Origin of the sequence: Paracoccus sp. SMMA_5_TC, from assembly GCF_009696685.2 — a bacterium.
GTDB lineage: Bacteria > Pseudomonadota > Alphaproteobacteria > Rhodobacterales > Rhodobacteraceae > Paracoccus.
In genome coordinates this window covers 108,939-129,903 of the sequence record NZ_CP102357.1, presented here as the reverse complement: position 1 = coordinate 129,903, position 20,965 = coordinate 108,939, and the positions used below count along the sequence as shown (strand labels likewise).

The window sequence follows — 20,965 nt, the reverse complement described above, 5'->3', positions numbered from 1 at the left end:
CGGACGCAGTCGACGGGGCAGATTGGTAACCCGGGGCTCGAATATGTCGGCTTGACGATCTGAAAGAGTGTTTGGGCCGGCATAAGGAGGGGACATGTCGTTCTGGAACTGGGTTCTCAAGCAACATGTCGCGCACACGAGCAGCAAGCCGCTGCAGGAACCAAACCGCAATTCGGCTGCAGCCGGCGCGACGCAGCACAGTCCGTTTGTTCTGCCCAGCAAGCCGTTTCGCTTCGTGGCGCTGGATGTCGAAACCGCAAACAGTTCGCCGGCGAGTATTTGCCAACTGGGCTTGGCGTTCGTCAGCGACGCGGGAGAAATCGAGCTTCAGAGCACATTTCTGGATTGTCCGGGGCCATTCGATGCCTTCAACGTCAGTCTGCACGGGATTGGACCGCAGCAGGTGCATGGGGCGCCGACTTTTCATGCGGTGTTATCTATGCTTGGTCCCCTGCTGCACGACAGTATGGTCGTCCAGCACAGCGACTTCGACAGGCGCGCTATCAATGCTGCCTGTGCCGTCGCCGGGCTTGAAATTCCCAAATGGAAATGGATCGACAGCATCAAGCTGGCGCGTCGTGCGTGGCCGGAATTCGCAGGAAACGGCGGATACGGGCTTGGAAATCTTAAAGATGCACTGGGCCTGGAGTTCAGGCATCATGATGCCGCCGAGGATGCCGGGGCGGCGGCCCGGGTTGTCCTGCATGCAGAGGCCAAGCTGCAAATGCCGCTGGAACATTTGGCCGCGCCCAAGAAGCGACGGCGCGTTGCGAGTGGCGCCGAGCGTTATCCCGTCCGGGATTGATGACTGCCCGTGAGAGACGTCCTGTGCCAAGGCACAGGGACATATAAGCTGCCTTGCCCCGACCGCCGCAGCCGGTCTGCGATCGAGGCAAGGCGCCGCTCAGGCCAGGTCGCGCAGGGTGGGCTCGCGGTCCCAATAGCGGCGGCGCGCGGCCTTGGGCAGGTCGGCGGGGGCGACGATGCCGGCATCGGCGGCGATGCCCAGCCGGTCCAGGATGACCTTTGACCCCGGGCAATGGCCGATCGCCTTCAGATGCGCATGGGCATCCATCACGAAGCCAAGCGCGGCGGCATCCCGCGACAGGCGTTCGGCCTCGTCCGGGGCCAGGATCATCGCCACCGCGTCGAACAGCACCGAGGGCGAGCCGGCCAGCTGACCGTCGGCGGTCATCGTGCCGCCCTTGAGCTGTTGCGGGCCGACCTTGGGGGCGATGGTAAAGACATGGCCGCCTTCGGCCTCGACCGCGGCGATCAGCTCGTCGATGGCGGCCTTGTCCGAGCCGGCGGAAAACAGCAGCCCGACGCTGCGGCCTTGCAGCGTGTCCTGCCAGTTCTTCTGGATCGACAGCGCATCCGAGGGCGGCAGGTCCAGAGGCGCGCGGAAGGGCTTGGCCGCGGCGGGCAGATCGATCCCCAGTCCCTTGGCGACGCGGGCGGCCAGATCCTCGTCGATGTTGCGCAGGTGGCTGACCACGCGCTGGCGCACATGCTCGAGCCCGACCTTGGACAGTTCGAACACGAAGGCCGAGGCGATATGCGCCTGTTCGCTTTCCGTCTGCGAGCGCCAGAACATCCGCGGCTGGCTGTAGTGATCGCCAAAGGATTCGGCGCGGATGCGCAGCTTTTGCCCCTGCACCTGCTGGGGGGCGGTGGCAAAGCCCTGGTCGCTGGCGCGCGGGCCGGGATCCTCGCCGGCCTGGGCCAGGCTGTTGGGTTCGTAATTGGCCCGGCCCTTGGGCACGGCGGTCTGCATCATCCCGTCGCGCATCATGTTGGCATAGGGGCATTTCGGGGCATTGACCGGGATCTGGTGGAAATTGGTCGTGCCCAGCCGCGATTTCTGCGTATCCAGATAGGAAAACAGCCGTCCCTGCAGCAGCGGGTCGTCGGTGAAGTCGATCCCCGGCACCACGTTCGAGGGCAGGAAGGCGACCTGTTCGGTCTCGGCAAAGAAATTGTCGGGGTTGCGGTCCAGCGTCATCCGCCCCACCACCCGCAGCGGCACCAGCTCTTCGGGGATGATCTTGGTGGCGTCCAGCACGTCATAGGGCAGGCTGTCGGCCAGCTCCTGATCGAACACCTGCACCGCCAGATCCCATTGCGGGAAATCGCCGCGGGCGATCGCCTCAAAAAGGTCGCGGCGGTGATAGTCGTTGTCGGCCCCCTGCAACTTGGCGCTTTCGTCCCAGACCAGCGATTGCGTGCCCAGTATCGGGCGCCAGTGGAACTTGACGAAATGTTCCTGGCCGGCGTCATTCACCAGCTTGAACGTATGCACGCCAAAGCCCTGCATCATCCGCAGGCTGCGCGGGATCGCGCGGTCGGACATGGCCCAGATCACCGCGTGCAGGCTTTCGGGCATCAGCGACACGAAATCCCAGAAGGTGTCATGGGCCGAGGCCGCCTGCGGATAGCCGCGGTCGGCCTCCATCTTCACCGAATGGACGAGGTCGGGGAATTTCAGCGCATCCTGGATGAAGAACACCGGGATGTTGTTGCCCACCAGATCCCAGTTGCCCTGTTCGGTATAGAACTTGACCGCGAAACCGCGCACGTCGCGCGGCGTGTCGACCGAGCCCGCGCCGCCCGCCACCGTCGAGAAGCGGGCAAAGACCGGCGTGCGCTTGCCCTTTTCGGCAAACAGCGCCGCGCGCGACAGTTCGGGGATCGGGTCGGTGCATTCGAAATGGCCATGGGCGCCCGAGCCGCGGGCGTGGACGATGCGTTCGGGGATGCGTTCGTGGTCGAAGTGGAAGATCTTTTCGCGCAGCAGGAAATCTTCCAGCAGCGTCGGGCCGCGGGCGCCGGCGCGCAGGCTGTTCTGGTTGTCGGATACCGGGATGCCGTGGTTGCTGGTCATGGTCTCGCCGCCGCGCTGTTGCGTCTCGCCGCCATGGCCGGTGTCGGTGTGATAGGGGGTGCGTGCCATCTGTCCTTGCCTTTCGGGGTTGGGTCCGGCCGCAGCGGCCCCAGCCGCCGCAGTTCGCAGTCGAACGCGGCGCGGCGGCCTTGCGTTCCCGATCCCTGTGCCCGGCGGCAGGTGACAGGGCGCGACCCGGCGCGCTAGGCTGGGGGCGATGGGCGGGGTGGCGACCCGACCGGGGCACCGGAAGCAGGGGGGCAGGGATGCGATGGGCGGCGATCGGCGGGTCCGAACTGGCGGGCTGGGCGGCGCGGGTGGTGCTGAGCGGGCATGAACTCTGGCATCACGATCCGCGCGCGGGGGATGCGCTTGGGCCGGTGCTGGCCGATGCGGCCGCCGCCTGGGGGGCGCTGTTCCAGGCGCCCTTGCCACCGCCGGGGCGGCTGATCGCGGTCGCCGACCTGGCCGGAGCGGTGGCGGCGGCCGATCTGATCCTGATGGCCGATCCCGGCACGATGGCGGGTGCGGCGGAAACCCTCGCCCGGATCGAGGCGGCGGCGCCGGCATCTGCACTGATCGCGGTGCTGTCGCCCGCGCAACCGCTGTCCGATCTGCGGCGGGGCGCGCGGCATCCCGCACGCATCCTGGCGGTGCAGGCGACGGGGCCGGCGCATCTGCTGCCGGGGGTCGAGGTGCTGGGCGCAGGGCCCGAGGCCGCGCGCCTCGCGGCGCTGCTGGCCGATCTGGGCATGCGGCCGGTGCTGCCGGGCGCGGGGATCGACACGCCCCTGGCCCCGCGCCTGCGGGCGGCGCTGGAGGATATGGCGCTGGAGGAGACGGCGCTGCACCCGGGCGGGGCGTCGGTCGTGCCGCAGCTGATCGACGACATCCTGGCCCATGGCCCGGCCCTTGACTGGGCGCTGCCCGGCCTGGCCCCGGGACGGGACCGCGACGCGGCGCTGGTCGGGCTGCTGCATGCGCTGAAGGCCGCGGATGCCGGCGCCGGGCAGGTGCTGCGCGCGCAGGAAAACCGCTTCTATGCCCGCAAGCCGCAGCGGGCGGCGGGCTATCCGCTGCGGCTGCATCAGGCGCGGGTCAGCGGCGGCTGGGTCGATTACAACGGCCACATGACCGAATTCCGCTATCTGCAGGTGCTGGGCGATGCCACCGATGCCTTTCTGATCCACATCGGGCTGGACGCGGATTACCGCGCCGGCGGCCATTCCGCCTATACGGTCGAGACCCACATCCGCCACCTGTCCGAGGTCAAGGCGGGCGAGATGCTGAGTGTCGAGACCCGGTTGCTGGGTCACGATGCCAAGCGGTTTCGGCTGCACCACAGCATCCTGCGCCGCGACGGGGCCGAGGTGGCGACCGGCGAACACATGCTGCTGCATGTCGATACCGCCGCCGCGCGGGCGGTGCCGATGCCGCCGGCGCTGATCGCGGCGCTGGCGCGGCTGGCCGCGCAGGACACCGGCCCGCCCCCCGATCACGCCGGGCGCGGCATCCGCCCGCCGGGCTAGGCGCCGATCACCACCATGCCGTCGCAGAGCGCCAGCGGCACCGGGTCCAGTCCGCAATCGGCGCCGTCCAGAACCTGGCCGGTGTCGCGGTCGAAGCTGGCGCCATGGGCCGAACACATCAGCCGGCTGCCGTCGGCCGACAGGATCTGGCTGCTGCGCCAGTCCAGCGGCAGATACTGGTGCGGACAGGCGTTGACATAGCCGCGCAGCCCGCCGTCGCTGCCGCGCAGCACCAGCAGCGGAAATTCCCCGCGCGGACCGCGCAGCAAAAGGCTGCGCGGCTGATCGCCCAGTTCGGCCAGCGGGCAGACCGGGGTGCCGGGGTCGGGCGCGGCGCTGTAGTCGGTCCAGCTCATCGCGGCCGGACCGGGCAGGGGGCCGTCGGCCGCATCAGGCGGCGGGATCGACGTTCAGCACGCCGCGGCGGATCTGATCCTCTTCGATGGATTCGAACAGCGCGCGGAAATTGCCCTCGCCAAAGCCATCGTCGCCCTTGCGCTGGATGAACTCAAAGAAGATCGGGCCGATCACCGTCTTGGAAAAGATCTGCAACAGCACCCGGGTCATGCCGCCGCCGACCACGCCCTCGCCGTCGATCAGGATGCCGTGACGCTTCATCCGCTCGATCGGTTCGCCGTGATCCTTCACCCGGCGGTGCGACATTTCGTAATAGGTGTCGGGCGGGCCGGGCATGAATTCCATGCCGGCGGCGGCGATGGCATCGGTGCCGGCATAGATGTCATTGGTGGCGATGGCGATGTGCTGGATGCCCTCGCCCTTGTATTCGCGCAGATATTCCTCGATCTGGCTGTGATCGTCGGTGGATTCGTTGATCGGGATGCGGATCTTGCCGTCGGGCGAGGTCAGCGCGCGGCTGACCAGGCCGGTCTGCTTGCCCTTGATGTCGAAATACTTGATCTCGCGGAAGTTGAAGGTGTCGTGGTAGAACTTGTACCACGTATCCATGTTGCCGCGGATCACGTTATGGGTCAGGTGGTCGAGGTAGAAGAAACCGAAGCCCTCGGGCCGCGGATCGACATGATCCAGCCAGTCGTAATCCGCCGAATAGGCGCTGCCGGTGTCGCCGTAGCGGTCGATGAAGTAAAGCAGCGAGCCGCCGATTCCGAACACCGCCGGCGCCTCGATCGACTTGCCGGGGCCGGTGTATTCGGTTGCGCCCAGATCCAGCGCGCGCTTGAGTGCCACCTGGGCATCGACCACGCGCCAGGCCATGGCCGGGGCGCAGGGGCCGTGTTCGGCCACGAATTCGGCGGCATGGCTGTCAGCTTCGGCGTTCAGCAGATAGTTGATGTCGCCCTGGCGATAAAGCGTGATCGCCTTGGTCTTGTGACGTGCGACGGGCACGAAGCCCATCTGGCGAAAGATGCGGTCCAGCACCTCGGGCTGGGGATGGGCGAATTCGACAAACTCGAACCCGTCGGTGCCGGCCGGGTTGGCGGCGGTGATCTGGGCCTTGGGGGCGTTGTGGGGGAATGGTCCCATGGGCGGCTCCTGTTCGCTGGGTCGTCACCTATGCAACGATCATGGCAGGAAACGCCTGCACGATGCTTGTGATTTGCGGCCGTTTCGGGTCATATTCGCATGAAACGTGCAGAAAAAGCGGGGTTCATGCGCGAAATGCAGCTAGACAGCTTTGATCTTGCGATTCTTGCCGCGTTGCAGCGTGACGGGGCGCTGACCAATGCCGCCCTGGCCGAGCTGGTCAACCTGTCGCCGTCGCAATGTTCGCGCCGGCGCATGGCGCTGGAGCAGGCCGGCGTGATCGAGGGCTATACCGCCAGGCTCAGCGCCGCGCGGCTGGGCTATGGGCTGCGCGCGATCATCCGGGTGAACCTTTCGGGCCATGGCCAGGGCCGCGAGGATGATTTCGCCCGTTTCGTCGCCGCCCAGCCGCAGATCCGCGCCGCCTTTTCGGTGTCGGGCGATGCCGATTATGTGCTCGATGTGCGCGCCCGCGATCTGGAAGCCTTTGCCGATTTCGTGCATCGGCATCTGCTGCCGCATCCGCAGGTGGCGCAGGTGCGTTCGGAAATCGTGCTCAAGACGCTGAAGGACGAACGCGGCCCGGGGCCGTTGTGATCCGGCCTTGCCGATCGCAGCGCCGCGGGATGCTGCCAAGCCATCCCGCGGCGGCCCCCTGCGTCGGGCCAGGCCCCGGCGCTTGGGGCAAGGGACAACCAAGATACCCCTTATCACCAGGCGGTTCCGGGAAGGGCCGGTGATCCCTGCCCGGGGGCGCCCGGGGCATTTCGCCTCGGGCGCGAAAAGACTGCGGTCAGAAACCACCTGCGGCAGTGACATTTCGCACAGGCTGCGCCTATAATCGACCAGACAGGGGACAGAACGCCATGCAGCTTGACGCTGAAGCCCGCGCCCTTTTCATGGCCGTCGCGCATGAGCGTCGGCACGCACGCGGCGCGATGCTGCTGCGCGAATCGGACGCCGGCCGCGATGTGTTCCTGATGCTGGCCGGCCGCGCCGATGTTCTGGTGCATTCGCCCGACGGGCGCATGGTCATCTATACCCAGATCGGCCCCGGCGATCTGGTCGGCGTTCTGGCGGCCATCGACGGCGGCGTCCGATCGGCCAGCGTGGTGGCCCGAACGGCCGGGCGCACCGCCTGCCTTGGCCCCGAGGGCTTTCAGCGCCTGATGCAGCATCCCGCATTCGTCCGGGCCATGCAGCGCTATTTCGTGGCCCGTATCCGCAGCCTGACCGAACGGGTCTATGAATGCAGCGCCCTGCTGGTGCGCGAACGCCTGGGCCGGGAACTGATCCGGATGGCGCGCGACAGCGGGCCGGGCGACGGGCCGCATCGGCTGGACCCCGCCCCCGGCCATCTTGAACTGGCCGCCCGCATCGGCACCCATCGCGAGGCCGTCTCGCGCGAGATGAGCCGGCTGGCGCGGCTGGGGGTTCTGCGCCGGCAGGGGCGGGCGGTGCTGGTCTGTTCCTGCGCGGAACTGGCCGCGACGCTGGAACTGACCGGATCGCCCTAGAGGGGTGGGGTGACAGGGGCTCGGGCGTCTGACCGGTCTGCCTGCCGTGTCTGTCGGGAACCGCACCCCTCGCGCCGCGTTCGGCCAGACAGTATCGAGGCCGCCATGACCCAGCCGCAACTAGCCGCATTCGTGATCCTGGGCGGGATGATGGCCCTGTTCCTGTGGGGGCGGCTGCGTTACGACCTGGTGGCGATGCTGGCGCTGATGGCGTCGCTGCTGGCGGGGACGGTGCGCCCCGAGGATGCCTTTGTCGGGTTCAGCGACGACATCGTCATCATCGTCGGCAGCGCGCTGGTGGTCAGCGCCGCCGTGGCCCGTTCAAGCTATATCGAGCGGCTGCTGAACTGGCTGTCGCGGCGCGTCACCCGCCGGTCCAGCCAGATGCTGGCGCTGGTCGGGCCGGTCACGGTGATGGCGGCGCTGGTCAAGAACATCGGCGCGCTGGCGATGATGATGCCGGCCGCCTTCAAGATGGCCCGGCGGTCGGGGCAATCGCCCTCGATCTTCCTGATGCCGATGAGCTTCGGCTCGCTTCTGGGGGGACTGATTACCTTGGTCGGCACCTCGCCCAACATCATCGTCTCGCGCGTGCGCGAGCAGATGACCGGCCAGCCCTTCGGCATGTTCGACTATGCGCCGGTGGGGATTGGGCTGTCGCTGGTGGGGGTCGGCTTCCTGATGCTGGGCTGGCGGTTGCTGCCGGCCGACCGGCGCGGCGCCCCCACCCTGGCCGAGGCCGTGGGCATCAGCGATTACAATACCGAGGCCGGGGTGCCGCAGGGCGCGAAGGCCGCCGGCATGACCGTGGGCGAGCTGCTGGACGCGGCCGACGGCGGGCTGGTGCTGACCGGGTTGATCCGCGCCGGGGTGCGCCGGGCCAGCACGCTGCCCGATACCCGCATCGAGGCGGGCGACACCCTGTTGCTGCGGGGCGAGCCCGACGCGCTGGAGCGGGTGATCTCGCGCACCGGCCTGACGCTGGCGCGCCAGGATGCCGCGCCCCCGCCGGGGGCCGAGGGCCGGGCCGAGATCGTCGAGGCGGTGGTGACGCCTGCCAGCGCCATGGTGGGGCAAAGCGCCGGCCAGATGGGGCTTTTCGCCGGTCATGGCATCAACCTGATCGCACTGTCGCGCGCCGGCCACCGGATGACGGCGCGGCTGTCGGAAACCCCGCTGGCGGCGGGGGATGTGGTGCTGGTGCAGGGTCCGCCCGCGCAACTGCCCGAGCAGCTGGGCCACCTGGGGCTGCTGCCGCTGGCCGAACGCAGCATCCGGCTGGGCAGCGTGCGCCGCGACCTGCTGCCCTTGCTGATCCTGGCGGTGGCGATGGCGCTGACGGCGGCGGGGGTGGTGCCGGTGGCGATCGCCTTTTTCGGCGCGGCGACGCTGATGATGCTGTCGGGGGCGATCAGCACCCGCGACGCCTATGAGGCGGTGGAATGGCCGATCCTGGTGATGCTGGGGGCGCTGATCCCGGTCAGCGAATCGCTGCATGCGACCGGCGGCACCGATCTGATCGGCGGCTGGCTGTCGGCGGCGGCGACGGGCCTGCCGGCCTGGGCGGCGCTGGCGCTGATCATGGCCGCCGCGATGGCGGTGACGCCATTCCTGAACAATGCCGCCACCGTGCTGGTGATGGCGCCCATCGCCGCCACCTTTGCCGACCAGCTGGGCTATCGCCCCGATGCCTTCCTGATGGCGGTTGCGGTGGGGGCGGGCTGCGATTTCCTGACCCCGATCGGGCATCAGTGCAACACCCTGGTCATGGGGCCGGGCGGCTATCGCTTTGGCGATTATGCCCGGCTGGGCGCGCCGCTGACATTGCTGGTGGTGGTGGTGGGCGTGCCGCTGATCCTTGCGGTCTGGGGCGTGGCCTAGCGCCGCCGCGCCAGCAGGACCAGCCCGCCGGCCCATAGCGCCGCCAGCGCGAACCATGTCAGCGCATAGCCCAGATGCGGGTTGCGAAATCCCAGCACCGTCAACCCGCCGATGGGGCGGGTGCCGGGGGGGCCGGCCTCGGCATCGATGAAATAGGGCGCGACATCGCCAAGGCCCAGCTGCGCGGCCATGGCCGCGACATCGCGCGAGAACCAGCGCCCCGCGCCGGGGTCGTTCCTGCGCAGGAAGGCGCCGCCGGGCTGGCTGGCCCGCAGCAGCCCCTGCACCGTCACCGGGCCCGGGGGCAGGGGCCGGGTGTCGCGATCGTCCTGCGGCACGAAGCCGCGGTTGACCAGCACCACCCAGCCCTGCGCGGTGTCCAGCGGCGTCATCACCCAGAATCCGGCGCCGCGCGCGGTGACCGCCTTGACTAGGATGTCGCTGTCGGTGCGATAGTGGCCGCTGACGCTGATGCGGCGGTATTCGTCGTCAGGGCCCAGCCGGGGCCACTGCTCGGGGCCGGGCGCGGGCTGGACAGGCGCGGCCAGCTGCGCCTCGACCCGGGCGATCAGGGCGGTTTTCCATTCCAGCCGCTGCAATTGCCACAGGCCCAGCAGGATCAGCCCGGCCAGCACCGCCAGCGCCGCGCCGGCCAGGGCCAGCCGCCGCCAGGGTCGGATCACGACCCCAGGCCCTGCAGCAGTTCGTGGTCCATCTGCGGCATCATGTTGGTATTCATGTGATACATGACCCACAGCGACCCGGCCAACAGGATGACCACCACCACCACGGTGAAGATGGTGGACATCAGCGTCCAGCCCTCTTCCTGGCTGCCGGTCATGTGCAGGAAATAGACCATGTGCACCAGGATCTGCACCACGGCAAAGCCGATGACCACCAGCGCCGTCAGGCCGCGGCTGTCGAAGCCGCCGGACATCACGATGGCAAAGGGAATGGCGGTCAGGATGACCGAAAGCAGGAAACCCTTGATGTAATCGGCGCGGCTGCCATGCGCATGCGGGGCGGCATGGTCGTCATGGCCGTGCTGCGGATCGGGGTGCGAAAGCGTGCGGTCGGCGGGCATCAGATCATCCCCAGCAGATAGACGAAGGTAAAGACGCCGATCCAGATGACGTCCAGGAAATGCCAGAACATCGACAGGCAGGCCATGCGGCGCTGATTGGCCGCGATCAGCCCGTGGCGGGAAATCTGCACCATCAGCGTCATCAGCCAGATGGCGCCGAAGGTGACATGCAGCCCGTGCGTGCCCACCAGCGCAAAGAAGGCCGACAGGAAGGCCGAACGCTGCGGCCCGGCGCCAAGGTGGATCAGGTGATGGAACTCGTAAAGCTCGATCGCCAGAAAGCACAGGCCGAAGAACAGCGTCACCGCCAGCCAGCGCAGGGTGCCGGCCTTGTCGCCACGGGCCATGGCCAGCATGGCAAAGCCGAAGGTGATCGACGAGATGAGCAGCATCGCGGTGTTCACCGCGACCAGTTCCAGGTCGAACAGATCCTTGGGCCCCGGGCCTGCGGCATAGCTGGTGCCCAGCACGCCATAGACCGCGAACAGCACCGCGAACATCAGGCAGTCGCTCATCAGATAGACCCAGAAGCCCAGCCCGGTCGAGGCGCCTTCGGGGTGGTGATGCGGATCGAGCTGCCAGTGCCGGGCCAGCGGATCGGTGGTGGTTGCGCTCATCTGTCAGGCCCCCTTTGCCAGTTGGCGGGTGCGGGCGGCCTCGACGGTCTCGATCTCGGCCACCGGGATGTGGTAATCGCGGTCGTAGTTGAAGCTATGGGCGATCGACACCGCGATCAGGCCCAGGAAGCTGACGGCGGCCAGCCACCAGATATACCACACCAGCGCCAACCCGCAGATCGTGGCCAGCCCCGACAGGATCACGCCGGCGCCGGTATTCTTCGGCATGTGGATCGGCATGAAGCCGGCCGTCGGGCGGGTGGCGCCTTCCTGCTTCATCTGCCACCAGGCGTCCAGCCCGTGCACGATCGGGGTAAAGGCAAAGTTGTAGGCCGGCGGCGGCGAGGATGTCGCCCATTCCAGCGTGCGCCCGTCCCAGGGATCGCCGGTGACATCGCGGTAATCGGCGCGGTGGCGGCGGCGGATCGACACCGCGAACTGCACGAACATTGCCGCAATGCCCACCGCGATCAGCACCGCGCCCAGGCCGGCGATGGCGAACCAGATGCGCAGGTCAGGATCGTCGAACACCCGCAGCCGCCGCGTCACGCCCATCAACCCCAGGATGTAAAGCGGCATGAAGGCGAACCAGAAGCCGATGACCCAGAACCAGAAGCTGACCTTGCCCCAGAACACGTCCAGCTTGAAGCCGAAGGCCTTGGGCCACCAGAAGTTGATGGCCGCGAAAGAGCCGAACAACACGCCGCCGATGATGACATTGTGGAAATGCGCGATCAGGAACAGCGAATTGTGCAGCACGAAATCCGCCGGCGGCACCGCCAGCAGCACCCCGGTCATGCCGCCGATGACAAAGGTCAGCATGAAGGCCACCGTCCACATCATCGGCAGCTCGAAGCGGATGCGGCCGCGATACATGGTGAACAGCCAGTTGAACAGCTTGGCCCCGGTGGGGATCGAGATGATCATGGTGGTGATGCCGAAGAACGAGTTCACCGACGCGCCCGAGCCCATGGTGAAGAAATGGTGCAGCCAGACGATGTAGCTGAGGATGGTGATGCAGACCGTCGCATAGACCATCGAGGAATAGCCGAACAGCCGCTTTCCCGAGAAGGTCGAGGTGACTTCGGAAAACACCCCGAACAGCGGCAGGATCAGGATATAGACCTCGGGGTGGCCCCAGATCCAGATGAGGTTGATATACATCATCGGATTGCCGCCAAGGTCGTTGGTGAAGAAATTGGTGCCGACATAGCGATCCAGCGTCAGCAGGATCAGCGTCATGGTCAGCACCGGGAACGAGGCGACAATCAGGATATTGGTGCAGAAGGCGGTCCAGGTGAACACCGGCATCCGCATCATGGTCATGCCGGGGGCGCGCATCTTCAGGATGGTGACCAGCAGGTTGATGCCTGACAGCGTGGTGCCGACCCCTGCCACCTGAAGGCCCCAGATGTAATAGTCAACCCCGACCCATGGGCTGTAGCCGATGCCCGAAAGCGGCGGAAAGGCCAGCCAGCCGGTCTGGGCAAATTCGCCCACGAACAGCGAGGCCATCACGATGATCGCACCCCCCGCCGTCATCCAGAAGCTGAAATTGTTCAGGAACGGAAAGGACACGTCGCGGGCGCCGATCTGCAACGGCACGACATAGTTCATCAGCCCGGTGACCAGCGGCATGGCCACGAAAAAGATCATGATGACGCCATGGGCGGTGAAGATCTGGTCGTAATGGTGGCTGTTCAGATAGCCTTCGGACCCGTTGAAGGCCCAGACCTGTTGCAGCCGCATCATCACCGCATCGGCAAAGCCGCGCACGAACATGATCAGCGCCAGCACCACATACATGATGCCGATCTTCTTGTGATCGACGCTGGTGAACCATTCATGCCACAGATAGCCCCACAGCCGCTGGCGCGTCAGCACCGCCAGCAGCGCCAGCCCGCCGACCGCGACCACGGCGAAAGTGGCCCAGACGATCGGCTCTTTCGGGATGGCGTCCCAGTTCAGGCGCCCCAGAAGAAAGGTGGTCTCGTTGGAAAACGTAGCCATGCGAAGTTCCGATCAGAATTGCCGAGCCCGGTCCCCGGCGGGGTCGAGCAGGGTGACGTCATTGTCATGCCGGCCGGTCAGGCCCAGAGTCTGGCCCAGGGTTTCGCGCAGCGTCGCCTCGCCCGGTTGCGGCGGGGTCAGCGCGCGGCCGCGCAGTGGGCTGGGATCGACGGGCAGCCGCGCCAGTTCCGGCGCGTGGCCGAACATGCGTTCCGATTCCTCGGGCGTGCAGAAGGACGCCACCTGGAAGGGTTCCCAGCCCAGGACCGGGGCGCGGATGCCGCGGCGCTCGTGCTTGTCATAGGTCAGCGCGGTGACATTCATCGTCCCCGCCAGCCCGGCGCCGCCCTGGGCATCGACGGCCATCATCTCGGCCATGCAGATCTTGCCCGGTTCGACGCACATGTTGACGACGCGCTGGAACAGCTGCGGATCGACCTGGGAGAAATGCATCGGCGGCACGTTCTCGCTGGGCGCCTCGAGCTGGAGGTAACGCGGCCGGTCCAGCGTTTCGCCCGATTCGCGCAGCCGCGCCACCCAGGCGTCGAATTCCGCCGCGGGGGTTGCCAGGGTGCGGAAATGCATGCCCGAGAAACCGTGGCCCGAATAATGCGAGGCGATGCCCTTGTAGGTTCCGGGCTGGTTGAACACCCCGTGCAGCTTGGTCTCCATCCCCGGCATGGCATAGATCATTCCTGCCATCGCCGGGATGTAGAAGGCATTCATCACCGAGGTCGAGGTCAGGGTGAATTCCACCGGCCGGTCCACCGGCAGCGCCAGTTCGTTGACCGAGGCGACACCCTGTTCGGGATAGATGAACAGCCATTTCCAGTCCATCGCCACCACCTGCACCTGCAGGGGTTTCTGCGCCGGGTCCAGCGGCTGGTCGGCCGACAGCCGCGACAGCGGCCGATAGGGGTCCAGCAGATGCGTGCCGACCCAGGTCAGCGCCCCCAGCGAAATGATGATCAGCAGCGGCGCTGCCCAGATCACGAATTCCAGCTTGGTCGAATGGTCCCAGTCGGGCCGGTAATCGGCCTGGCGGTTCTGCGCCCGGTAACGGCGGGCGAACAGCACCGTCAGCACCATGACCGGCACGATGATCACCAGCATCAGCAGTGTCGAGATGACGAGCAGGTCGCGCTGGCGCGCGGCGATGTCGCCGGCGGGCGCCAGCACCTCGGCCTTGCAGGCTGCAAGCGGCAGCAATGCGGCAAGCCACAACAGGCGTCTGGCGGATATGATCTGTTTCATTGGACTACCCGATGTCCCCGATGAAGCGGCGATCGTGCCGATTCGCAGCACCGACCGCGTGTCGAAGGCGTCATAGATTGACCTGGATCAAATCGGTATGCGACGATTTGCCCTATGCTCTTTGCCCCTCGCTTGCGGCAGTTGAAGCCCCAGGTCGCCGGAGCCGCCCAGCCTGTCCGGCGCGAGTCTGCACCGGAACGGATTCATCGCACCATGACCAGCACAACCCAATCGCGCGCGGTTTCATCGACGCCCTCGCACCTGCGCCACGCGGTCACGCCCTCGGACATTGCCGTGGGGGTGATCATCGGCCGCACCTCGGAATTCTTCGATTTCTTCGTCTTTGCCATTGCCGCGGTGATCGTGTTCCCGCAGCGGATCTTTCCCTTTGTCGATCCGCTTGGCGGCACCTTGCTGTCGTTCCTGCTGCTGGCGCTGGCCTTTGTGGTGCGGCCGCTGGGCAGCGTGCTGTTCATGGCCATCGACCGCCGTCACGGCCGCGTCAGCAAGCTGACGGCGGCGCTGTTTCTGATGGGCACCTCGACCGTGGCCATGGGGCTGATTCCCAGCTACGAGAATGTCGGCGTCTGGGCGGTGGTGATGCTGGCCGTGCTGCGCATCGGCCAGGGGCTGGCGCTGGGGGGGGCCTGGGACGGGCTGCCGTCGCTGCTGGCGCTGACGGCGCCGCGGCAACGGCGCGGTTTCTACGCCATGGTCACGCAGCTGGGCGCGCCCATCGGGCTGATCGTCGCCAGCCTGCTGTTCGCCTATCTGGCGGCGAACCTGTCGGCGCAGGATTTCCTGGATTGGGGCTGGCGCTATCCGTTCTTTGTCGCGTTCTCGGTCAATGTGGTGGCGCTGTTCGCACGGCTGCGGCTGGTGGCGACCGACGAATTCACCGAACTGTTCGAGAAGCGCGAATTGCAGCCCACGCGCATCGCCACCACCCTGCGCGAGGATGGCGGCCCGGTGCTGTTGGGCATCTTCGTGCCGCTGGCCAGCTTTGCCATGTTCCACATGGTCACCGTCTATCCGCTGTCATGGATCTTTCTTTACACCAACGAAACCCTGGTCAGCTTTCTGGTGATCGAGGCCGCGGCGGCGGTGGCGGGGATCGTCGCCATCGTGCTGTCGGGCTGGCTGGCCGACCGCATCGGCCGGCGCCGGCTGCTGCTGATCGGCGCCGTTCTGATCGGCGGCTTTGCCATCCTGGCGCCCTGGCTGCTGTCGGCGGGCAAGGGTGGCGAGGTGGTCTATATGATCGCGGGCTTCTTCATCCTGGGGCTGAGCTTCGGGCAAAGTTCGGGGGCGGTCGCCTCGCTGTTCGATGCGCGCAACCGCTATACCGGCTCGGCCATCGTGTCGGACCTGGCCTGGATGTTCGGCGCGGGTTTTGCGCCGGTGACGGCGCTGCTGCTGTCAAGCTGGCTGGGGCTGCCGGCGGCGGGGCTTTATCTGCTGTCGGGCGCGGTCTGTTCGACCATCGCCATCTGGCTGTCGCGCCGGCTGGAATTCCGCGCCGCCGAAGGCTGAGCCGGCAGCCGCCATTCCCGGCAAGCCGGAATAGCGGCAAGGACAGCGGTGTGCCCCCTCGCGTGGCAGCGGCCGGTCACGCCGCCCCCGGGCGCTGGCGGCTCCGACCCCCCCGGCGCCCCGGGGGGGCGGGGGGTGGGGCCTGATCGCCGTGGCGTCCACCCAGTTCGCGCAGGATCGCCAGGAAATTCGCCAGCGTCGGCGAGGTGTCGCCCTGGCGATAGATCGCATAAAGGGGAATCAGCGGAGCCTGCGGACCGATGGGGCGGAACACGACATGCGGAGGGGCCAGCGGCATCATGCTGGCGGGCATCAACGCCACGCCCATGTTGGCGCCCACCAGGCTCAGCATCGACTGCACCTCGACCACCTGCTGGCGGATCTGGGGCACGAAGCCCGCGCGCACACAACATTCATAGAGGTAATCGGCAAGGCGTGATCGGCGCAGTTCGAACATGATGAACGGCTGATCGCCAAGATCCGCCAGGCTCAGCATGCGCCGCACCGCCAGCGGATGGCTGCGGGGCAGGGCGACCATCACCTCTTCCTGCATCAGGATCTCGCGCTCGAGCCCCTCGTGTTCCTGGGGCAGGCGGAACAGGCAGATGTCGATGCGCCGTTCGACCAGCGCCGCGATCTGTTCGGCCGGCGGCAATTCGTGCAATTGCCATTCGACCTGCGGGTGGCGGGTGCGGAACAGCTCGAGCGCCTCGGGCACCACCCCGACCAGCGAGGAACTGATCACCCCGATTTCCAGCCTGCCGATCTGGCCGCGGGCGGTCAGCCGGGTGGCGGTCACGGCCTTTTCCAGCTGCTGGAACACCAGCGGCACCTGTTCGCGGAAGCTGCGCCCTGCCGGTGTCAGCTCGACGCTGTGATGGCTGCGGGCAAACAGGGCAACGCCCAGGCTGTCCTCGAGCTGGCGAATCTGCTGGCTGAGGGGGGGCTGCGACATGTTCAGCCGCGCCGCCGCCCTGCCGAAGTGCAATTCCTCGGCCAGGACCATGAAATAGCGCAGGGTGCGCAGGTTGAAGTGGCGCAGTTCGCCGGGCGTCATATCGAAAACCTATCACCAGTCATTCAAATGAATATTATACGTCTTGTCTCTGTCATGCCAATGATCGGGGCGAGGGAAATCGCTGCCGTCGCGAATGAACGCGTCCACAGGACGCTCCGGGCCTGGCCACCGGCCGCGCCCAGGGGGAGGGCGCAGGGTTTTCTCGTCCATCGGCCCCGCGCGGGTCGAGCAGAAGGAGACCATGGATGATCATTGATACCAGTTGCTATCCGACCGATCTGGTCGATTTGGCCTGGCGGCACGATGGCGAGCCGTTCACCGGCGAACGCCTGATCCAGATGATGAACGGCCCCTACACGATCAACGGCAAACCGCGCCGTATCGACAAGGCCTTCATCCAGCCGCCGCAGGGCAACACCATCTACACCTGGACCGATGGCGAGCTGTCCGGCCGCGAATCGATCGACAAGTATATGGCCTATACGCTGAAGATGGTTCAGACCTACCCTGACCGCTTCATCGGCTGCTTTGTCTACAACCCGCGCTGCGGGGTGCAGAACGGCGTCGAGGCCATCGAACGCTATGTCAAGGAACATGGCTTCAAGATGGTGCAGTTCCAGGCGAACATGCACGCCTATCGCCCCGACCGCGCCAAGGACTGGCTGCGCCCGGCGCTGGACAAGTGCGCCGAACTCGGCGTCCTGGTCAAGGTCCACACCGGCGACGGCCCCTATTCGATCCCGACCGAATGGGTTCCGCTGATCAAGGAATATCCGCAGATCAACTTCATCATGGCGCATTTCGGCGTCCAGACCGGCGGCGTCTACTGCTTCGAGCCCTTCCAGTGGGCGATGGAGCTGCCCAACGTCTATTGCGAAAGCGCCTGGTGTCTGCAGTCGCGGATCGTCGAATTCGCCAAGGAATTGCCGACGCACAAGATCCTTTACGGTTCGGACACGCCTCCGAACGAACCGGGCATGTGGCTGAACCTGCTGGAAGTGCTGTGCCACGAGCCGCCCCAGGGCCTGAACCTGAGCGAAGAAATCCTCGAGGATTACCTGGGCAACAACCTGGCGCGGATGATCGGCATCGAGCCGACCCCCCATCCCGCCACCTACGAGGACGCCGTTGCCGAGCTGGAGCGCCACGGCATCGAGAACAAGCACTACCTCGCGACCCTCGTCTGAGACTCGGAGAACACAGATGATCATCGACACCCACCTGCATCCCACCAACCTGGTGGATGAGGCATGGCGGCATACGGGCGAACCCTTCACGGGCGAACGCATGCTGAAGCTGATGGACGGCCCCTACATGATCAACGGCAAGCCGCGCCGGATCGACATGGGCTTCATCCAGCCGCCGCCCGGCAACACCGGCTATCGCGACGGCAACCGCCGCGGCCGCGAGGGTATCCGGGACTACATGGCCTATGTGGCCGAACTGTGCCAGAAATATCCCGACCGCTTCATCGGCAACTTCAACTTCAATCCCCGCTGGGGACCGGAGAACGGCGCGCTGGAGCTGGAATTCCACGTCAAGGAATACGGCTTCAAGATGCTGAAGCTGCATTCCAACATGCACGGCTATCGTCCCGACCGTGCGCTGGAATGGCTGCGCCCGGCGATGAAGATGTGTGCCAAGTACAACATCGTCGTGCTGATCCACACCGGCGACGGGCCGTATTCGATCCCGACGCAGTTCTACCCGATCATCCGCGAATTCCCGATGGTCAACTTCATCATCGGCCACTTCGGGATCCAGACCGGCGGGAACTATTCGTTCGAGGCCTTCTGGATGGCGATGGACACGCCCAACGTCTACGTCGAATCGGGCTGGTGCTTCCAGTCGCGGATCGTCGAATTCGCCAAGCAGCTGCCCCCGCACAAGATCGTCTTTGGCACCGACTCGCCGCCGAACAACCCCGGCATGTGGCTGCGCGAACTGGAAGTTCTGTGTTCGCCCGAGCCGCAGGGCATGAACCTGTCGGAAGACATTCTCGAGGACTATCTGGGCAACAACATCGCCCGCCTGATCGGTCTCGAGCCGACCAAGCCTCCCAAGGACTTGGCCGAGGCCGAGAAGCGCCTCAAGGCGACCTACGTCTGAGGACAGGGTGCGGGGTTCCCGGCCCCGCACCTATCCACCCCTGCAGAACGGAATGCGACCATGCAGCACAACCAGGATTTTCAAAGCTTTGCCAGCGACTACCGCGCCCGCTTTCCGCAGGACGTGCTGCATGTCGAAACGCCTTTGGGCGACGGGCAGGATGTGACCGCCATGGTCGAGGCCCTGGCCGCACAGGGTCGGGGGCCGATGCTGTCCTTTGACAGCGTGCCGGGCAGCGCCTGGCCGGTGATCACCAATGTCTTTGCCTCGCGCGAACGCATTGCCCGCATCCTGGGCACCGATCTTTCCAACCTGCATGCCGAATACCAGCGGCGCTCGAACGCGCCCATCCCGCCCCAATATGTCGATCGGGGCCCGGTGACCGAGGTGGTGGTGCAGGGCGACGAGGTCGATCTGGACCAGATCCCGATGATCCGGCATTTCGACAGCGATCGCGGCCCCTACATCACCAACGCCATCATCGTGGCCGAGGATCCCGAAACCGGCGTCGCCAATCTGAGCTATCACCGCTCGATGCGGCATGCGCGCAATGCGCTGGCCACCAGCCTGCATTCGCGCGGCCACCTGTGGCGCATGTATCAGACCGCGCGCGAAGCCGGCCGGCCGCTGCCCGTGGCCATGGTCATCGGCGCGCATCCGCTGTTCATGATGGCCGCCTCGGCCCGTGTGGCCTTCGGCGTCGACGAACGCGCCATTGCCGGCGCGCTGATGGGCGAGGCGCTGCGCGTCGTGCGCACCCCCAACCACGGCATCGGTGTGCCGGCGGCGGCCGAATTCGTGCTGGAAGGCGTCCTGGACCCCGAGGCGCATGTTTCCGAAGGCCCCTTCGGCGAATTCTCGGGCTACAGCTCGGACCGTTCGACCAATACGCTGTTCCACGTGCAGGCGGTGATGCGCAAGCGCGCGCCGGTGCTGGTCGATGTGGTGGGCGGCGCCACCGACGAACACCTGAACCTGGCGCGCCTGCCGCGCGAGGCCGAGATGTTTGAAAAGCTGAAGGCGCGCTTCCCCGCCGTCACCAAGCTGCACTACCCGACCTCGGGCACGCATTTTCATGCCTATGTCGCCCTGAAGCAGAGCCGCCCCGGCGAGGCGCGTCAGGTGATGCTGGGCCTGCTGGGCTGGGATCCCTATCTCAAGACGGTGATTGCCGTCGACGAGGATATCGACGTCACCCAGGACAGCCAGGTGATGTGGGCATTGGCCACGCATTTCCAGCCGCATCGTGACATGTTCACCATCGGCGGCCTGCCGGGCAGCCCGCTGGACCCGTCCTCGACCTCGGACGGCACCACCTCGCGGCTGGCGCTGGACGCCACGCGCGGTGCCGACTTCCACGGCATCCGCGCCACCATCAGCGACGAAGCCCGCGCCCGCGCCGCCGCCATCCTGGCGGGGAATGGCTCATGACCGCCGCCGGTCCTCGCGCGCCCGCGCCACCGCGCATGGCGGTGGGGATCAGCGGTGCCTCGGGCATCATCTACGGCATCCGCCTGCTCGAGATGCTGCGCCAGCTGGGGATCGAGACCCATGTCACCGTCAGCCGCGCCGCGCTGCTGACCATGGTGCATGAAACCTCGTTCAAGCTGGCCGACATCGAGGCGCGGTGCGACTATCTCTATCGCTCGGACGACGTGGCGGCGAGCATTTCCAGCGGATCGTTCCGCACCATGGGCATGATCGTCGCCCCCTGCTCGATGAAAACCCTGGCCGAGATCGCCCAGGGCGTGACCTCGGGGCTGATCAGCCGGGCGGCGGAAGTAACGCTGAAAGAGCGGCGCAAGCTGGTGTTGATGGCGCGCGAGACGCCGCTGACACAAAGCCATTTGCAGAACATGCTGACCGTGACCCAGATGGGCGCCATCGTGGCGCCGCCGGTGCCGGCGTTCTACGCCAGGCCCGCCAGCATCGAGGACATGGTCGATCACACGCTGGGCCGGGTGCTGGATCTGTTCGATCTGGATTCGGGCAGCGTCCGGCGCTGGGTCAAGGCGCCCTGAGTTTT

At 66.5% G+C, this 20,965-nt stretch carries 19 protein-coding genes; 10 read left to right on the top strand and 9 right to left on the bottom strand.

From position 1 onward, the window contains the following. Positions 1-94 precede the first annotated feature (94 nt). Positions 95-805 (top strand): exonuclease domain-containing protein, encoded by a 711-nt coding sequence (locus GB880_RS15795; protein ID WP_154494344.1) that lies wholly within the window; start codon positions 95-97, stop codon positions 803-805. Positions 806-904: 99 nt separating this feature from the next. Here GB880_RS15795 and GB880_RS15790 read toward each other — a convergent pair whose 3' ends face one another. Then, complete coding sequence (locus GB880_RS15790; protein ID WP_154550746.1) at positions 905-2,953, bottom strand: catalase; 2,049 nt, start codon at positions 2,951-2,953, stop codon at positions 905-907. Between the two features lie 197 nt (positions 2,954-3,150). Here GB880_RS15790 and GB880_RS15785 point away from each other — a divergent pair, with 197 nt between their 5' ends. Continuing rightward, the gene (locus GB880_RS15785; protein ID WP_263467442.1) at positions 3,151-4,413 is read left to right on the top strand and encodes a thioesterase family protein; all 1,263 of its coding nucleotides are present in this window, start codon (positions 3,151-3,153) and stop codon (positions 4,411-4,413) included. On the opposite strand, the gene GB880_RS15780 is transcribed toward GB880_RS15785, so the two are convergent. Continuing rightward, positions 4,410-4,769, bottom strand: a complete 360-nt coding sequence (locus GB880_RS15780) for a Rieske (2Fe-2S) protein (protein WP_154550775.1) — start codon at positions 4,767-4,769, stop codon at positions 4,410-4,412. The two genes, GB880_RS15785 and GB880_RS15780, sit on opposite strands and share 4 nt — an antisense overlap. 34 nt (positions 4,770-4,803) lie before the next feature. Then, positions 4,804-5,916 (bottom strand): 4-hydroxyphenylpyruvate dioxygenase, encoded by a 1,113-nt coding sequence (gene hppD / locus GB880_RS15775; RefSeq protein ID WP_154494525.1) that lies wholly within the window; start codon positions 5,914-5,916, stop codon positions 4,804-4,806. A 126-nt stretch (positions 5,917-6,042) separates the two neighbouring features. Between hppD and GB880_RS15770 the strand changes: the two genes are divergently transcribed. From GB880_RS15770 to GB880_RS15760, 3 genes are all read left to right on the top strand, one after another. Further along, positions 6,043-6,513, top strand: coding sequence for an Lrp/AsnC family transcriptional regulator (locus GB880_RS15770; protein WP_154494526.1), 471 nt, complete (start codon positions 6,043-6,045; stop codon positions 6,511-6,513). 269 nt (positions 6,514-6,782) lie between these two features. Beyond that, a complete protein-coding gene (locus tag GB880_RS15765) occupies positions 6,783-7,433 on the top strand; it encodes a Crp/Fnr family transcriptional regulator (protein WP_154494527.1) in 651 nt (216 codons plus the stop codon). 105 nt (positions 7,434-7,538) lie between these two features. Then, positions 7,539-9,314, top strand: a complete 1,776-nt coding sequence (locus GB880_RS15760) for an SLC13 family permease (RefSeq protein WP_263467441.1) — start codon at positions 7,539-7,541, stop codon at positions 9,312-9,314. On the opposite strand, the gene GB880_RS15755 is transcribed toward GB880_RS15760, so the two are convergent. Genes GB880_RS15755 through cyoA form a run of 5 tightly spaced genes read right to left on the bottom strand, consistent with a single transcriptional unit; the run spans position 9,311 to position 14,279 of the window. Further along, entirely contained in the window at positions 9,311-9,997 is a 687-nt protein-coding gene (locus tag GB880_RS15755) for an SURF1 family protein (protein WP_263467440.1), read from the bottom strand. The two genes, GB880_RS15760 and GB880_RS15755, sit on opposite strands and share 4 nt — an antisense overlap. Continuing rightward, positions 9,994-10,398: a cytochrome o ubiquinol oxidase subunit IV gene (gene cyoD, locus GB880_RS15750; RefSeq protein ID WP_154494416.1), complete on the bottom strand. Its 405-nt coding sequence runs from the start codon at positions 10,396-10,398 to the stop codon at positions 9,994-9,996. The genes GB880_RS15755 and cyoD overlap by 4 nt, the downstream gene beginning before the upstream one ends. After that, entirely contained in the window at positions 10,398-11,015 is a 618-nt protein-coding gene (gene cyoC, locus GB880_RS15745) for a cytochrome o ubiquinol oxidase subunit III (RefSeq protein WP_154494415.1), read from the bottom strand. The genes cyoD and cyoC overlap by 1 nt, the downstream gene beginning before the upstream one ends. 3 nt (positions 11,016-11,018) lie before the next feature. After that, entirely contained in the window at positions 11,019-13,025 is a 2,007-nt protein-coding gene (cyoB, locus tag GB880_RS15740) for a cytochrome o ubiquinol oxidase subunit I (RefSeq protein ID WP_154494414.1), read from the bottom strand. A 12-nt stretch (positions 13,026-13,037) separates the two neighbouring features. Then, the gene (gene cyoA / locus GB880_RS15735; RefSeq protein ID WP_154494413.1) at positions 13,038-14,279 is read right to left on the bottom strand and encodes a ubiquinol oxidase subunit II; all 1,242 of its coding nucleotides are present in this window, start codon (positions 14,277-14,279) and stop codon (positions 13,038-13,040) included. Positions 14,280-14,492: 213 nt separating this feature from the next. Between cyoA and GB880_RS15730 the strand changes: the two genes are divergently transcribed. Next, the gene (locus GB880_RS15730; RefSeq protein ID WP_154494412.1) at positions 14,493-15,812 is read left to right on the top strand and encodes an MFS transporter; all 1,320 of its coding nucleotides are present in this window, start codon (positions 14,493-14,495) and stop codon (positions 15,810-15,812) included. Positions 15,813-15,888: 76 nt separating this feature from the next. Here the strand turns inward: GB880_RS15730 and GB880_RS15725 are convergent, their stop codons facing one another. Next, complete coding sequence (locus tag GB880_RS15725) at positions 15,889-16,869, bottom strand: LysR substrate-binding domain-containing protein (RefSeq protein ID WP_263467439.1); 981 nt, start codon at positions 16,867-16,869, stop codon at positions 15,889-15,891. Positions 16,870-17,075: 206 nt separating this feature from the next. Between GB880_RS15725 and GB880_RS15720 the strand changes: the two genes are divergently transcribed. From GB880_RS15720 to GB880_RS15705, 4 genes are read left to right on the top strand one after another with little or no spacing between them, the layout of a single operon-like run. After that, complete coding sequence (locus tag GB880_RS15720) at positions 17,076-18,017, top strand: amidohydrolase family protein (protein WP_154493298.1); 942 nt, start codon at positions 17,076-17,078, stop codon at positions 18,015-18,017. Between the two features lie 16 nt (positions 18,018-18,033). Then, on the top strand, positions 18,034-18,939 hold the full coding sequence (locus tag GB880_RS15715) for an amidohydrolase family protein (RefSeq protein WP_154493300.1): 906 nt from the start codon (positions 18,034-18,036) through the stop codon (positions 18,937-18,939). 60 nt (positions 18,940-18,999) lie between these two features. Continuing rightward, positions 19,000-20,370 (top strand): UbiD family decarboxylase, encoded by a 1,371-nt coding sequence (locus GB880_RS15710; RefSeq protein ID WP_154493302.1) that lies wholly within the window; start codon positions 19,000-19,002, stop codon positions 20,368-20,370. Beyond that, a complete protein-coding gene (locus tag GB880_RS15705; protein ID WP_154493304.1) occupies positions 20,367-20,960 on the top strand; it encodes a UbiX family flavin prenyltransferase in 594 nt (197 codons plus the stop codon). Before GB880_RS15710 ends, GB880_RS15705 begins: the two co-directional genes overlap by 4 nt. Positions 20,961-20,965: the final 5 nt, after the last annotated feature.